Consider the following 14,766-nt stretch of genomic DNA (forward strand, 5'->3'; position numbering starts at 1 on the left):
GCACTCGTTCCCCCTGAGGCCCCCTCGGGTCGGTCAGCCGCGGGCGCGGCTGCGTGCCAGGACGAAGGCCCCGGCGCCCAGGCCGAGAAGGACGACGGCGCCGCCCGCCAGGTACGGGGTCGTCGAGCTGCCACCGGTCGCGGCGAGGTTCTGGCCGGCCGGGTCGGAGCCGCCGTTCTGGGTCTTCACGCCGCCGGCGTCGGTGGGCTCGGCCGAGGGCTCCTTCGAAGGCTGCTCGCTCGGCTGCTCCGTGGGCTTCTCGGTCGGCTTCTCCGTCGGCTTCTCCGTCGGCTTCGTGCCCTTCGGCGTCTCGCAGGTGGCCTCCGCGAGGGTCACCACGCCGTTGACCTCGGCCACACCCAGCTTCAGCGGGTTGACCTCCACCTTCAGCTCCAGGGCGGTCGCGGCCGCGGTGCGCGAGGTGGTGGAGGTACGGGACAGGTCGAGGGTCACGTCACCGACGCCCGGCACGGAGACCTTGGTCTGCCCGGCCGTCGACAGGGTGGTCTTCTTGCCGAAGACCGTCACGTGCCCGAGGACGTTGGCCTCGGCGACGGGCTTCTTGCCCGTCTCGCAGACCGCGTCGGCCGTGACCTTCTGGACCTCGATCAGGGAGAGCGCCCGGATGCCGGGGACGTGGACCCGGGCCTTGACCAGCTTCACGTGCCCCTCGGCCTTGTTCTTCTCCACGGTGGCCTTCGAGGTGGCGACGTCCGCCCGCAGGATGCTGATCGGCTTGCCGTTCTCGGCGCCCTCCACCTTCACGGCCAGCGCGGTCTCGTCCTCGCTCTCCGGCGCCTTGACCTCGTTGAGGGAGGTTCGCAGCGGCACGTCCACCGCCTTGTTCAGCAGGGAGACGTCGAGACCGGCCCGCAGGACGACGGCGGTCGCGCGGCCTTCGCCGCCGGTGGCGTGCGCCGCGGGGGCCAGGAGGAGCACGGGACCGACGGCCAGTGCGGCGGCGGTCGCGGCGGCCGCGGTGCGGCGTGCGGGCGCGCGGAAGGTGTTGCTGTTCAAGATGGTGGAACCCCCACAAGAGACATGGCGCCGCCGGCCGCTCACCACGGGGACACGGGATCGACGCGGCGTCGGCGACTTGAGACACCCGAATCTTTACGCACTGAGAGTGAACCGACAGACACCTGGCGTGAGTTCACTCCAAAGGGGGGTTTCCGCGTCCATATTCGATTCTTTCGGCACAGGAGTTCCCGCGCGCCCCGCGCGTTGCACAGTGCGCGGGCGCACGCGGGAAGTTTCAACGAGACGCACCGTCGCCGGGTAACGGATCGTCAACCCGGCGCGACATCAGGGGTCCTGCTCAGGTGGCCCGCCAGTAGCCGAGGGAGTGCACCCGCTCCTTGGGGAGCGCGAGCTCCTTGCGCACGTACGTGGCGAGGGTGCGGGTGGTCGCCGTGTCACAGGCGATCCAGACGTACGGGTCACCCCCGAGCAGCTCCGGCAGCTCGGCCCGCACGCGCTCGACGAGCGCCGTGCCGCCGCCCCGCCGCGGCACCCGGCGAACCTCGTGCCGCTCGAGGTCGAGGCGCAGCGGGAGCTCCTCGTCGGCATCGTGGGAGGTCTCGAACCAGAGGGTGGCCGGAACGTCGGGCGACGAGTCGAGGAGGGAGTTGATGGCGGGCAGCGAGGCCGGGTCGCCGATCACGAGCAGCCGCTCGGGACGCGGTTCGGGGGCGGTGAAGCCGGTGCCCTGCAGGGTCGCCTCGATGGTGTCGCCGGGAGCGCAGGTGCGGGCCCAGTCGCTGGCGACGCCCTCGTGGAGGGCGAACTCCAGGCTGAAGGTTCCGGCGTCCACGTCCGGGTCGACCAGGGTGTAGGCGCGCTGGTGCGGCTTGCCCGCGTTCTCGAACCAGAGCCGTACCCACATCGTCGGGTGGACGCCGGCGGCGGCGAGAAGCCCGCCGTCCTCCATGCGCACCCGGCGGTAGTGCTCGGTGACCTGCTCGGCCCCCGTCACCGTGAATGTGAAGTCCCGACCTCGGAACAGCTTGAGAACGACACCTTCCCAGCCATGCCCCACCGCACTCTCCTCCCCTGCGAAGCTGTAGATTAATTTAGGTCAGCCTAACCTAAGAAGCACGGATGGGATCGGGATCGGATTGAGCGCCGAGGTCTACCGGGACAACTGGGGCATTCCACACCTGCGTGGAGCCGATCCCGACGAATTGTCCTTCGCCCAGGGGCGGGTGACCGCCGTGGACCGCGCCTGGCAGCTGGAGGTCGAGCGGCACCGGGCCCGGGGCACCACGGCCTCCTTCCTCGGCACGGGCGAGACCGGCTGGGACACCTTCGTACGGAGGGCCCGGCTCGCCGACACCGCGCGCCGCTGCTTCGACCGACTGGACGCCGAGACGGCGCGATGGGTACGTGCCTACGTGGACGGGGTCAACGAGGGGCTGCCGGAAGGCGCCCGCCGGGCACCCGAGTTCGCGCGGACGGGGCTCACTCCCGGCCGCTGGGAACCGTGGACGCCGCTCGCTGTCTGGCTCTCCACCCACATCCTCTTCGCGGGGATGCCCACCAAGCTGTGGCGTGAGGAGGTGGCGCACCGGCTCGGCGAGGAGTGGACCGAGCTGTTCGCCACGGACGGACCGGGGACGGCCGGCTCCAACGGCTGGGTGGTCTCCGGCGACCGCACGGCGAGCGGCGCCGCGATCGTGGCGGGCGATCCGCACCGCTTCATCGAGGCCCCCGGCGTGTACCAGCAGATCCGGCTGGCCTGCCCCGAGTTCGACGTGGTGGGCTTCGCCGTGCCGGGCGTCCCCGGTCTGCCCCACTTCGGGCACGCGGGGCGGGTGGCCTGGGCGATCACCAACGCGATGGCCGACTACCAGGACCTGTACCGGGAGCGGCTGCGACGGACCGCGGACGGCGGCGTGGAGGCGCTCGGCCCGGAGGGCTGGCGACCGGCGACGGCGCATGTCGAGACGGTGGAGGTCGCGGGCGCGGAGCCGGTCGAGATCGAGGTGATCGAGACGGCGCGCGGACCGGTGATCATCGGCACGGACGGGAGCCGCGTCGACTCGGACTCGGGCTCGGGCGCGGGCCCGGACGCGGACTCCGGCGCGGACTCCGGCTCGGACTCGGACTCCGGCGCGGGCTCCGGCCCGGACGCGGACTCCGGCTCCTGGGACGCGATCAGTCTGCGGTACCCGCCGAGGGTGACCGGCGAGCTGGGCTTCCGTGTCCTGCCGGCGCTGCTCGCCGCCCGCACCGTCGCGGACGTGGACCGCGCGGTCGACGGCTGGGTCGAACCGGTCAACGTCCTCCAGGCGGCGGACGTGGACGGCGGCCTGCTGCACCGGGTCGCCGGGTACGTCCCCGTGCGCGACCGCGCCAACTCCCTCCGGGTCGTACCGGCCTGGGAGGCCGCCCACGCCTGGCGGGACGGCGGACCGGCCCCGACGCCCCGTGCGGACGTCCAGGGCCACGCCGTCATGGCCAATGCCCGGGGACTCGCGGCCCCGCTGGGCGCGGAGTTCGCCCCCCGGCACCGGGCGGAGCGGATCGCCGCGCTGCTCGACGGCTCGAAGACCTGGACCCCGGAGGCGATGACCACCGTCCACACGGACACCGACAACCCCTCTGCGGCGCCCCTGCTGGAGGCGGTACGCGCGTCGGGCGCCCCCGACCGCGCGTCGGGCGCCCGCGAGGAGGGCGACCCCGCGCCCGCGCCGCTCTCCCCCGCCGCGCTCGCCGTCCGCGCTCGCCTGCTCGGCTGGGACCGGCGGATGGACGCGGACAGCGTCGACGCGGGGCTGTACGCCTCCGTGCGCGGGGCCGTCGTGCGACGGGTCGCCGGGCACCCGGCGTTCGCGGCGCTGCGGGAGCCCGCCCCGCACCCCGCGGTGTTCCAGCCGTGGCTCGCGCTCGGGCCGCGCGTGGCCTTCGCCCTGGAGACGCTCCTCACCAGCGGTCCCGTACCGGCCGCGGACATCGCGGAGATCGTCCGGGCGGCCCTGGAAGAGGTCGCCTCCGGCGAGGAGCCGCCCGCCTGGGGCGTGACCCACCGGCTCGCGCCGTGGCAGGCGCTCCCCGACGCCGACGCCGAGGCCACCGACGCGCAGTGGCCCGGTCTGGGCGGGGACCACGACTGCGTGCTGTCCACGTCCAGCGTGCCCGGGTTCACCGACCGCAGCGGCCGGGCCTCGGCCGCCCGCTACGTCTGGGACCTCGCCGACCGCGACAACAGCCTCTGGGTCGTGCCGTTCGGCGCCTCCGGCATCGCCGGGGAGGCCCACCACCGAGACCAACTCCCCCTGTGGCTGCGGGGCGAACTCGCCCCGGTCACCACCGACTGGCACCACCTCACCAAGGAGTTCCCCCGTGACGACCACTGAGTCGAGACAGTCCAGACAGCCGGCCCACCTCCAGACCGTCGAGGGCTTCGGCACCGTCCGGATCGACCCCGTCGACCCGGACGGCGACGCCGCCCTCATCCACGGCTGGGTCAACCAGGACCGCGCCCGGTTCTGGGGCATGGGTGGGACGACGGTCGACCAGGTGCGGGACATCTACGCGCACCTGGACTCGCTCACCACCCACCACGGCTTCCTGGTCCGTCGCGACGGCGAGCCGGTCGCGCTCTTCCAGACGTACGAGCCCGAGGCCGACCGGGTCAGCGAGTGCTACGAGGTGCTGCCCGGCGACATCGGGGTGCACATCCTGATCGCCCCGGCCGCCACCCCCGAACCCGGCTTCTCCGCCAGGCTGTTCGTCGCGCTGAACGACTTCGCGATGACCGGCCGCACCCGTGCCGTCGCCGAGCCGGACGCCGACAACGAGAAGGCGATCGCCCGGCTGGTGCGCGCCGGGTTCGAGCTGGGCCCGGAGGTCGTGCTGCCGGAGGTGGACCTCCCGGAGGTCTTCATCCCGGAGAAGAAGGCGCGGCTCGCGTTCCTGACCCGCTGACGGGGACGGGCCCGGTCGCCGGTGGCACCGGGCCCGCGGACACCCGGAGGGCGCCCCCTCAGCCGATGACGCGGCCGTTCACGATGACCCGCCGCGGCGCCGCGAGCACGCGGACGTCCGCCCGCGGATCCTGCTCGTAGACGACGAGGTCCGCCGGGGCGCCCTCCTCCAGGGAGGGCCGGCCCAGCCAGGCACGGGCGGCCCAGGCCGTCGCGGAGAGCGCCTCCAGCGGCGGGATGCCGGCCTTGACCAGTTCCTCGACCTCGGCCGCGACCAGGCCGTGGGCCAGGGAGCCGCCCGCGTCCGTGCCGACGAAGACCGGCACGCCCGCGTCGTACGCCGAGCGGACCGTGTCGTACCGGCGCTCGTACAGCCGTCGCATATGCGCCGACCAGCGCGGGAACTTCTTCTCGCCGCCTTCGGCGAGCCTGGGGAACGTGGCGATGTTGACGAGCGTCGGGACGATCGCGACGCCCCGCTCGGCGAAGAGCGGGATCGTCTCCTCGGTGAGTCCGGTGGCGTGCTCGATGCAGTCGATGCCCGCCTCCACCAGGTCCCGCAGCGAGTCCTCCGCGAAACAGTGCGCGGTGACCCGTGCTCCCAGCCGGTGGGCCTCGGCGATCGCCGCCTCGACCTCGGCGCGGGGCCAGCAGGCGCCCAGATCGCCCGCGTCCCGGTCGAGCCAGTCCCCGACGAGCTTGACCCAGCCGTCGCCGCGCCGCGCCTCCCGCGCCACGTAGGCGACCAGCTCCGGGGGCTCGATCTCATGGGCGTAGTTACGGATGTAGCGGCGGGTCCTGGCGATGTGGCGGCCCGCGCGGATGATCTTCGGCAGGTCCTCGCGGTCGTCGATCCAGCGGGTGTCGGAGGGCGACCCGGCGTCGCGGATCAGGAGCGTGCCCGCGTCACGGTCGGTCAGCGCCTGCTTCTCGCTGGTGACGTCGTCGACCGGGCCGTGCTGGTCCAGGCCGACATGGCAGTGCGCGTCGACGAGCCCCGGCAGGGCCCAGCCCTCCACCGTCAGGGCGTCGCCGGATGGCCGGGTGTAGGTGATCCGCCCGTCGACCGCCCACAGCTCGTCCCGGACGTCCTCGGGGCCGACGAGCACCCGCCCCTTCACATGCAGCACCACGTGATCGCTCATGTCTGCACTCTACGAGGGGCGGGCGCCCCGTCGAAGGGTGGTCGTCCGTCGATCGCCGCACCGAAGCGGCGACCAGGATCGGGAGGGCCGCTCGGTACCCTGAACCGACGCTCCACCAGCACCGAACCGATCCGAAGAAGGCACCGCAGTGACCGTGACACACCCGCTCCTGGACCTGGCCCCGCTGACCGCCGCGCACTTCGCGTCCATCGAGCGACGGGTCGCCGCCCTCCTCTCGACCGAGCAGGACGTGGTGATCACCCAGGGCGAGGCGCTGCTGCCCCTGGAGGGGTGCATCCGCAGCGGGGCACGGCCCGGCTCGACGGCGCTGAACATCGTCACGGGGCCGTACGGCCAGACCTTCGGAAACTGGCTGCGGGACTGCGGCGCCACGGTCGTGGACCTCGAGGTGCCCTTCCACACGGCGGTGACGGCCGCGCAGGTGGAGCAGGCGCTGGCGGACCACCCGGAGATCGACTTCGTCTCGCTGGTGCACGCGGAGGCGGCGACCGGCAACACCAATCCGGTCGCCGAGATCGGCGCGGTCGTGCGGGCGCACGGCGCGCTGTTCTACCTGGACGCCGTGGCGTCGATCGGCGCCGAGCCGGTGCTGCCGGACGCGTGGGGCGTCGACATGTGCATCATCGGCGCGCAGAAGGCGATGGGCGGTCCCGCCGGCGTCTCGGCGGTCTCGGTCAGCGAGCGCGCGTGGGAGCGTTTCGCCGCCAACCCGCGGGCGCCGCGCCGTTCGTACCTCTCCCTCCTGGACTGGAAGGAGCGCTGGATCGACGGCGGCCGCAAGGCGCTGCTGCACGCTCCGGCCCAGCTGGAGATGCTGGCCCTGGAGGCATGCGTGGAGCGCATCGAGGAGGAGGGCCTGGACGCGCTGATGGCCCGTCACTCCGCCGCCGCCGTCGCGACCCGCGCGGGCGTCCTGGCCCTGGGCGGCGGTCTGGAGCCGTACGTCCGGGACGCGAAGGACGCGGCCCCGGTCGCGACGACGCTGCGTTCCCCGGCGGGCGTGGACGCCTCGGAGCTGGTCGCCAAGGCGCTGGCGGCCGATCCGTCGCTGCCGCTGATCGCGGGCGGCGGGGCTCTGTCGAAGGAGATGATCCGGGTCAACCACTACGGCGTGGACGCGACTCCGGGGGCGGTCCAGTCGTCGCTTGCGGCGCTGGGCGCCGCGCTCGGCGAGACGGGCCGCCCGGTGGATCCGGAGGCCGCCCGCCGGGCGGTCACGGAGGCGTGGGGCGCCCGCTAGAGCTCCCGGCGATACGCGAATGACGGGCGGGGCCTTCGGGTTCCGCCCGTTTCGTATGCCCGCACCGGGCGTCGGCCATTTCCCGCGCCATCCGCCGTCGCCCGCGCCATTCGGCCTCCGGGCCCGACTCCAGTGAATGCCGTGGGAATTTCGACGCGCATTCTCCGGAACATTCTCCAAGCGAATTCCCGTACACCTTCCTTGGTTCTTCTGCCCGGATTCCCCGACCTCAAACGCCAAGATTTCATCAGCGTTCTTCTCGCATTCCGGTCCTGTGATCGACTCCACATCGCGTCCGATTTGCTCAGATATATACGGGCAAAAGGGCGGCGATTCACGCCCGCGCGGATAACACATCACGCAGCCCCGGCACACCCCACTCCCCCGTGCAATCCAAGAAATTGCTCGGTAAATTTCCTCGCCATGACCGCAGCACAAGCAGCCACGACCCTGACCCTGGAAAGCCCACGCGTGGAGGACGGAGCGGCGATGTGGCGCATCGCCCGCGATTCCGAGGTCCTGGACCTGAACTCCCCGTACAGCTATCTGCTGTGGTGCCGCGACTTCGCCGCGACTTCGCTGGTCGCGCGCGGCGCCGACGGCGACCCGGTCGCCTTCGTCACCGGATACCTGCGCCCGGACCGCCCGGGCACCCTCGTCGTCTGGCAGATCGCCGTCGACGCGGACCACCGCGGGCGGGGCCTGGCCGGCGTGCTGCTCGACGCGCTCACCTCGCGGGTCGCCCCCGCCACGGTCGAGACGACGGTCACCCCGGACAACACGGCCTCAGGCCGGCTCTTCACCGCCTACGCCGTACGGCACGGGCTCCCCCTGGAGCGCGAGGTCCTCTTCGACGGGGGCCTCTTCCCCGGCGCGTCCGACGGCGCCGGGCATCTGCCCGAAGTACTGCACCGCATCGGCCCCTTCCCCCACACCGGAGCTTCGCTGTGACCATCACCCCGCCCGAACTGAGCGTCTTCGAGACCCTTGAGTCGGAGGTGCGCAGCTACTGCCGCGGCTGGCCCACCGTCTTCGACCGCGCGCAGGGCGCCCGCCTCACCGACGAGGACGGCCATGCGTACCTGGACTTCTTCGCGGGTGCCGGCTCGCTCAACTACGGCCACAACAACCCCGTACTGAAACGGGCGCTGATCGACTATCTGGAACGCGACGGGATCACCCACGGTCTCGACATGGCGACCACGGCCAAGCGGACCTTCCTTGAGACCTTCCAGGAGGTCGTGCTGCGGCCGCGCTCGCTGCCGTACAAGGTGATGTTCCCGGGGCCGACCGGCACCAACGCCGTGGAGTCCGCGCTGAAACTGGCCCGGAAGGTGAAGGGCCGCGAGTCGGTCGTCTCCTTCACCAACGCCTTCCACGGAATGTCGCTGGGTTCGCTCGCCGTCACCGGCAACGCCTTCAAGCGGGCCGGTGCGGGCATTCCGCTGGTGCACGGCACTCCGATGCCGTTCGACCAGTACCTCGACGGCCAGCTGCCGGACTTCCTCTGGTTCGAGAGGCTGCTCGAGGACCAGGGCTCCGGTCTCAACAAGCCGGCCGCCGTGATCGTGGAGACGGTGCAGGGCGAGGGCGGCATCAACGTGGCCCGGACCGAGTGGCTGCGGGCGCTCGCGGATCTGTGCCGGCGGCAGGACATGCTGCTGATCGTCGACGACATCCAGATGGGCTGCGGCCGCACGGGCGCCTTCTTCTCCTTCGAGGAGGCCGGCATCACCCCGGACATCGTGACGCTGTCGAAGTCGATCAGCGGGTACGGGCTGCCCATGTCGCTCTGCCTGTTCCGGCCCGAGCTGGACGTCTGGGAGCCGGGCGAGCACAACGGCACCTTCCGCGGCAACAACCCGGCCTTCGTCACGGCGGCGGCCGCCCTCGACACGTACTGGGCCGACGGGCAGATGGAGAAGCAGACCCTCGCCCGCGGCGAGCAGGTCGAGCAGGCGCTCCTGGCCCTCTGCGAGGAGAACTCCGCCGACGGCGCGCACTACCGCGGCCGCGGCCTGGTCTGGGGCCTGGAGTTCGCCGACCGGGCGCGGGCGTCGAAGGTCTGCGCGCGCGCCTTCGAGCTGGGGCTGCTGGTGGAGACCTCCGGCCCGGAGAGCCAGGTCGTGAAGCTCCTCCCGCCGCTGACCATCACGCCCGAGGAGCTGGACGAGGGGCTGCGCACGCTGTCCCGAGCGGTCCGCGAGACCGTCTGAACCACCCGTACCACCCCTAGACACAAGGGAGTTGCACCACCGTGATCGTCCGATCGTTCAAGGACATCGAGAACACCGAACGCCATGTGCGGGCCGCGTCCGGCACCTGGGAGAGCAAGCGGATCGTCCTCGCCAAGGAGCGCGTCGGCTTCTCGCTCCACGAGACCGTGCTGTACGCCGGCACCGAGACTTCCATGTGGTACGCGAACCACATCGAGGCCGTCCTGTGCGTCGAGGGCGAGGCCGAGCTGACGAACGACGAGACCGGCGAGTCGCACTGGATCGAGCCCGGCACGATGTACCTGCTCGACGGCCACGAGCGGCACACCCTGCGCCCGAAGACCGACTTCCGCTGCGTCTGTGTCTTCAACCCGCCGGTCACGGGCCGGGAGGACCACGACGAGAACGGGGTCTACCCGCTGCTGACGGAGGAGGGCTGAACCATGACCGACCTGACGACGCGCACCGACCTGTACCCCACCCGCGGCGCCTCCGAGGTGCTCACGCCCCGCCGTGACCCGGTGGTGTGGAGCGACGCCCCGGGCCTGGAGACCTTCGAACGCGACGGCTTCCTCGCCCAGCCCGATCTGCTGACCGCCGACGAGGTCGGGGTGTACAAGCGCGAGCTGGACCGGCTGATCGCCGATCCTGCCGTCCGGGCCGACCCGCGCGCGATCGTCGAGCCGAAGACGGCCTCCGTACGGTCGGTCTTCGAGGTCCACCGGATCAGCGAGGTCTTCGCCCGGCTCGTGCGCGACGAGCGGGTGGTTGGCCGGGCCCGGGAGATCCTGGGCTCGGACGTCTACGTCCACCAGTCGCGGATCAATGTGAAGCCCGGCTTCGGCGCCTCCGGCTTCTACTGGCACTCGGACTTCGAGACCTGGCACGCGGAGGACGGCCTGCCGCGGATGCGGGCGGTGTCGGTGTCGATCGCGCTGACCGAGAACCACGACACCAACGGCGGCCTGATGATCATGCCGGGCTCGCACCGGACGTTCCTCGGCTGCGAGGGCGCCACCCCGAAGGACAACTACAAGCGCTCGTTGCAGATGCAGGACGCCGGCACCCCGTCGGACGAGGCGCTGACCTCGCTGGCGGACGCGCACGGCATCCGGCTCTTCACGGGCCGGGCCGGTTCGGCGACCTGGTTCGACTGCAACGCGATGCACGGCTCGGGCGACAACATCACGCCCTATCCGCGCAGCAACGTCTTCATCGTCTTCAACAGCGTGGAGAACGCGGCGGTGGAACCGTTCGCGGCGCCGGTGCGGCGTCCGGAGTTCATCGGGGCGCGGGACTTCACGCCGGTGCGGTGATCCCTGCCGCCGTGAGAGCCGAGGGGTGCGGGGGCCCGGTGGGCCCCCGCGGGTCCCTCACAGCGCCGGGTAGTCCGTGTAGCCGCGGTGGTCGCCGCCGAAGAAGGAGGCGCGGTCCGGGGTGTTGTACGGGCCGTCGTTCCTCAGCCGGGCCGGCAGGTCGGGGTTGGCGATGAAGAGCTGGCCGTACGCGACCATGTCCGCGGTCCCGTCCTCGATCAGGGCCAGCGACTCGGCCCCGGTCGGGCCCTCGGTCGCCGGGTTGAGGACGAAGGTGCCGGAGAATCGCTTGCGCAGCGTGAGCGTCAGCTCGCGGATGCCCGGGACGGCCTCGGTGAGGTGCAGATACGCGATGCCGAGCGGGTCGATCGCCTCGACAAGCGCGGTGTACGTCTCCTCCGACCCGGTCTCCGTGATGTCGTTGTAGGGGTTGGCCGGGGAGATCCGCAGGCCGGTGCGCTCGGGGCCGATCTCGGCGGCGACGGCCTTGACCACCTCGACGGCGAACCTGATCCGGTTCTCCACGGAGCCGCCCCACTCGTCGGTGCGGTGGTTGGAGCCGGTGGCGAGGAACTGGTGGACGAGGTAGCCGTTGGCCCCGTGGATCTCGACTCCGTCGAAGCCGGCGGCGACGGCGTTGCGCGCCGCGGACGCGAACTCGGCGACCGTGGCCCGTACCTCCTCGGCGGTCAGCTCACGCGGGGTGGCGAAGTCCTTGAGGCCGTCGTGGGTGTAGAGCTGTCCCTCGGGGCGGACGGCGGACGGGCCGACCGGGTGGAGGTCGCCGTCGAGGAGGTCGGGGTGGCCGATCCGGCCGGTGTGCATGAGCTGGGCGAAGATCCTGCCGCCGCGCTCGTGGACTGCGTCGGTGACCTCGCGCCAGGCGGCCGTCTGCTCGGGGCTGTGCAGGCCGGGGGTGTCCGGGTAGCCCTGGCCGACGGCGGAGGGCTGGGTGCCCTCGGTGATGATCAGACCGGCGGAGGCGCGCTGGGCGTAGTACTCGGCAACCAGCGCGGTCGGGGTCCGGCCCTCGTTCCGGGCGCGGCTGCGGGTCATCGGGGCCATGGCGATGCGGTTGGCGAGCGGTGTGCCGGCGAGGTCTATGGGGTCGAAGGCGGTGGTCATGACGGTCTCCCAACCATTTATGTGGTCGGCCAAGTATTCGGCCTGACGCCACTGTAACGCATTACTTGGCCGACCAAGGTAATCTGGGACACCTCCCCCGCAGGAGCCCGCCTCAAGGAGCAAGTGATGCCCGAGTCCCCGTCCGCGCCCTCATCGGACCCCGCCTGTAGCGGGCCGCTGCCGACAGCCGCAATGGGCGGTCCGGTGAGCCATGCCCTGGCCCGTGTGGCCCGGCTGCACCGGATCGCCGCGGGCCGGCTGCTCAAGGAGGTCGGGCTCTTCCCCGGCCAGGAGTTCCTGATGATGTGCCTGTGGGACTGCGGGCCGGTCCGGCAGTCGGAGCTGATCAAGGCGATGGGACTCGACCCCTCGACGGTCACCAAGATGCTCCAGCGCCTGGAGCAGAGCGGCCATGTGCGGCGCAGCCCCGACCCGACCGACCGGCGCGCGGTGCTCGTCGCGGCGGCGGACGGGGGCGGCGCGCTGCGGTCGGGGGTCGAGGACGTCTGGACCGGCCTGGAGGAGTACACCCTGGCCGGTCTCACCCCGGCCGAGCGCGCCGACCTCTCACGACTCCTGGCGAAGGTCGAGGGGAACCTGGGCGCGGAGGCGGGACACGCGGAGATGGGCGACTGCTCGGGGCCGAAGGCGGCACGCGGGGCTTAGGGCCCTTCGTTTGGATCAGGCCGGATCAGGCATCAGGGCACGCGAGCCCGGCAGGATCCGAACGAGAGGCCCTGGGGCCGCCGGCTCAGCCGGCGAGGACCTCCAGCGCGCGGTCCACGTCCGCCGCGCCGTTGTAGAGGTGGAAGGACGCCCGCAGGAAGCCCGTGCGGGCGGACATCAGGACGCCCGCCTCCCGGAGCGCGGCCTGGCGGTCACCGAGGCCCGGCACGCCGACGACGCCGGAGACGTCCGGCACCGGCGCGTGGCCCAGCTCCACGAGCCCCGCCCGGAAGCGGGCCGCGAGGGCCTTGTTGTGCGCCTCGATCCGCTCGATGCCGATCTCCTCCAGCAGGGCGAGCGAACGGGCCGCCCCGTGGTACGAGAGGAAGGCCGGCGGCTCGTCGAACCGCCGTGCCGACCGGGCCAGTTCGCGCACCGGTCCGTAGCTGTTGACCCACAGCTCCTCGCCCGTCACCCACCCAGCGTGGATCGGGACCAGGGTGTCCTGCGCCTCCTCCGTGACGGTGAGGAAGGACGCCCCGCGCGGGCAGAGCAGGAACTTGTAGCCACCGGCCACGGTGTAGTCCCACTCCCCCGCCCGCAGCGGCAGCCACCCCGCCGACTGCGTGGCGTCGACGAGCGTACGGGTGCCGTGCGCGGCCGCCGCGGCCCGTACCGCCGCGAAGTCGGCCGTCCGGCCGTCCGCGGACTGCACGGCGGAGAAGGCGACGAGATAGGTCTCGGGGCCGATGGACTCGGCGAGCCGCTCCAGCGGGACGAAGCGGGTCTTGAGGTCGCCGCGGACCGTGAACGGCGTGATGACGGAGCTGAAGTCGCCCTCGGGGAAGAGGATCTCGGCCCCAGCGGGCATCGACTGGGCGATCATCCCGATGTGTACGGAGACCGAGCTGCCGACGGCCACGCGGTCCGGGTGGACGGACATGAGCCGGGCGAAGGCGGCACGGGCCTCCGCGACGATCTCGAAGTCGCCGGCGCCGGCCGGCCGGCCGTCCGCCGTCTCCTCGGCGAGCAGGGTGACCGCCTCGATGGTGCGGCGCGGCAGCAGCGCGCAGGCGGAGGTGTTCAGATACGTCTGCTTCGGCGCGAACTCGGCTCCGCCGAGGGGTTCGATGGCATCCATGGCCTCAGCCTGGGGTTCCCCCGACCCGCCGTCAATCGCCTTCGATCATGGGGAGAAGCCAAGCCCGGCTTATGCGCGCAGGTCAGAGGCGTGTAGGGGCGCGGAGTCGGTGCACGTGCCGCCGAAGACTTCCGGAGGCCGGACCGCATCCCGGGCGTCCGGGGGAACGACTCGGCCCCGGACGGTCCGCGTCCGGGGCCGGGCTCCGAGGGAGGGGCGGGGCCGGTCAGACCTCGCAGTCGCCGTCGACGTCGCAGGCGGCGGCGTCCCCGCCGACGGGCTGCAGCGCACGGCCCTGCCACGCCTGTTCCAGGGCCTGGGTGAAGACCTCGGCGGGCTGCCCGCCGGAGATTCCGTAGCGGCGGTCGAGGACGAAGAACGGCACGCCGTTCGCGCCGAGTTCGGCCGCCTCGCGCTCGTCCGCCCGTACCGCGTCCGCGTAGGCGCTCTCGTCGGCGAGCACGGAGCGGACCTCGGCCTCCTCCAGACCGGCCTCGACCCCGAGCCGCACGAGGGTCTCGGCGTCGAAGACGGAGCGCTCCTCGGCGAAGTTGGCGCGGTAGGCGAGGTCGAGCAGCTCGTTCTGCCGACCGCGCTCCTTGGCGAGGTGCAGCAGGCGGTGGATGTCGAAGGTGTTGCCGTGGTCGCGGCCCTCGGTGCGGTACTCGAGCCCCTCGGAGTGCGCGTTGGAGGCGACATGGGCCTCCATGGCGCGGGCCTCGTCCAGGGTGCGGCCGTACTTCTTCGCCAGCATGTCGATCACCGGGGCGGTGTCGCCCTTGGGCCGGTTCGGGTCGAGCTCGAAGGAGCGGTGCACCACCTCGATGTCGTCACGGTGGGCGAAGTCCGCGAGCCCCTTCTCGAAGCGGGCCTTGCCGATGTAGCACCACGGGCAGGCGATGTCGCTCCAGATCTCGACGCGCATGTTCTTGCTTCTCTCCAGGTCGGGGGATGTTCCATGGCGGCAA

General features: G+C 72.1%; 14 protein-coding genes. 8 read left to right on the top strand and 6 right to left on the bottom strand.

Going from position 1 to position 14,766, the window contains the following annotated elements:
- Positions 1–33: 33 nt before the first annotated feature.
- Together ACFQ7Q_RS10005 and ACFQ7Q_RS10010 are read right to left on the bottom strand one after the other, a co-directional pair.
- On the bottom strand, positions 34–1,017 hold the full coding sequence (locus ACFQ7Q_RS10005; protein ID WP_383551923.1) for an SCO1860 family LAETG-anchored protein: 984 nt from the start codon (positions 1,015–1,017) through the stop codon (positions 34–36).
- 301 nt (positions 1,018–1,318) lie between these two features.
- Positions 1,319–2,038 carry a siderophore-interacting protein gene (locus ACFQ7Q_RS10010; protein ID WP_383551925.1) on the bottom strand — a complete coding sequence of 240 codons (720 nt, stop codon included), beginning with the start codon at positions 2,036–2,038 and terminating at the stop codon, positions 1,319–1,321.
- Positions 2,039–2,117: 79 nt separating this feature from the next.
- Here ACFQ7Q_RS10010 and ACFQ7Q_RS10015 point away from each other — a divergent pair, with 79 nt between their 5' ends.
- Positions 2,118–4,358 carry a penicillin acylase family protein gene (locus ACFQ7Q_RS10015; protein ID WP_383551926.1) on the top strand — a complete coding sequence of 747 codons (2,241 nt, stop codon included), beginning with the start codon at positions 2,118–2,120 and terminating at the stop codon, positions 4,356–4,358.
- Positions 4,345–4,929, top strand: coding sequence for a GNAT family N-acetyltransferase (locus ACFQ7Q_RS10020; RefSeq protein WP_383551928.1), 585 nt, complete (start codon positions 4,345–4,347; stop codon positions 4,927–4,929). Before ACFQ7Q_RS10015 ends, ACFQ7Q_RS10020 begins: the two co-directional genes overlap by 14 nt.
- Positions 4,930–4,987: 58 nt before the next feature.
- On the opposite strand, the gene ACFQ7Q_RS10025 is transcribed toward ACFQ7Q_RS10020, so the two are convergent.
- Positions 4,988–6,073 carry an amidohydrolase family protein gene (locus ACFQ7Q_RS10025; protein WP_383551930.1) on the bottom strand — a complete coding sequence of 362 codons (1,086 nt, stop codon included), beginning with the start codon at positions 6,071–6,073 and terminating at the stop codon, positions 4,988–4,990.
- Between the two features lie 154 nt (positions 6,074–6,227).
- Between ACFQ7Q_RS10025 and ACFQ7Q_RS10030 the strand changes: the two genes are divergently transcribed.
- From ACFQ7Q_RS10030 to thpD, 5 genes are all read left to right on the top strand, one after another.
- Positions 6,228–7,334: a pyridoxal-phosphate-dependent aminotransferase family protein gene (locus tag ACFQ7Q_RS10030; protein ID WP_383552059.1), complete on the top strand. Its 1,107-nt coding sequence runs from the start codon at positions 6,228–6,230 to the stop codon at positions 7,332–7,334.
- A gap of 423 nt (positions 7,335–7,757) precedes the next feature.
- Positions 7,758–8,285, top strand: coding sequence for a diaminobutyrate acetyltransferase (ectA, locus tag ACFQ7Q_RS10035; protein WP_383551932.1), 528 nt, complete (start codon positions 7,758–7,760; stop codon positions 8,283–8,285).
- The gene (ectB, locus tag ACFQ7Q_RS10040; RefSeq protein WP_383551934.1) at positions 8,282–9,550 is read left to right on the top strand and encodes a diaminobutyrate--2-oxoglutarate transaminase; all 1,269 of its coding nucleotides are present in this window, start codon (positions 8,282–8,284) and stop codon (positions 9,548–9,550) included. Before ectA ends, ectB begins: the two co-directional genes overlap by 4 nt.
- Positions 9,551–9,591: 41 nt before the next feature.
- On the top strand, positions 9,592–9,990 hold the full coding sequence (locus tag ACFQ7Q_RS10045) for an ectoine synthase (protein ID WP_362366991.1): 399 nt from the start codon (positions 9,592–9,594) through the stop codon (positions 9,988–9,990).
- A 3-nt stretch (positions 9,991–9,993) separates the two neighbouring features.
- Positions 9,994–10,866, top strand: a complete 873-nt coding sequence (thpD, locus tag ACFQ7Q_RS10050) for an ectoine hydroxylase (RefSeq protein ID WP_383551936.1) — start codon at positions 9,994–9,996, stop codon at positions 10,864–10,866.
- A 57-nt stretch (positions 10,867–10,923) separates the two neighbouring features.
- On the opposite strand, the gene ACFQ7Q_RS10055 is transcribed toward thpD, so the two are convergent.
- The gene (locus ACFQ7Q_RS10055) at positions 10,924–11,991 is read right to left on the bottom strand and encodes an alkene reductase (protein WP_383551938.1); all 1,068 of its coding nucleotides are present in this window, start codon (positions 11,989–11,991) and stop codon (positions 10,924–10,926) included.
- 126 nt (positions 11,992–12,117) lie between these two features.
- Here ACFQ7Q_RS10055 and ACFQ7Q_RS10060 point away from each other — a divergent pair, with 126 nt between their 5' ends.
- The gene (locus ACFQ7Q_RS10060) at positions 12,118–12,657 is read left to right on the top strand and encodes a MarR family winged helix-turn-helix transcriptional regulator (RefSeq protein ID WP_383551940.1); all 540 of its coding nucleotides are present in this window, start codon (positions 12,118–12,120) and stop codon (positions 12,655–12,657) included.
- Positions 12,658–12,742: 85 nt separating this feature from the next.
- Here the strand turns inward: ACFQ7Q_RS10060 and ACFQ7Q_RS10065 are convergent, their stop codons facing one another.
- Complete coding sequence (locus ACFQ7Q_RS10065; RefSeq protein ID WP_383551942.1) at positions 12,743–13,798, bottom strand: aminotransferase class V-fold PLP-dependent enzyme; 1,056 nt, start codon at positions 13,796–13,798, stop codon at positions 12,743–12,745.
- 226 nt (positions 13,799–14,024) lie between these two features.
- Positions 14,025–14,723 carry a DsbA family oxidoreductase gene (locus ACFQ7Q_RS10070; protein ID WP_383551944.1) on the bottom strand — a complete coding sequence of 233 codons (699 nt, stop codon included), beginning with the start codon at positions 14,721–14,723 and terminating at the stop codon, positions 14,025–14,027.
- Positions 14,724–14,766 lie beyond the last annotated feature (43 nt).

It is taken from the genome of Streptomyces sp. NPDC056527 (assembly GCF_042794475.1).
Lineage (GTDB): Bacteria > Actinomycetota > Actinomycetes > Streptomycetales > Streptomycetaceae > Streptomyces.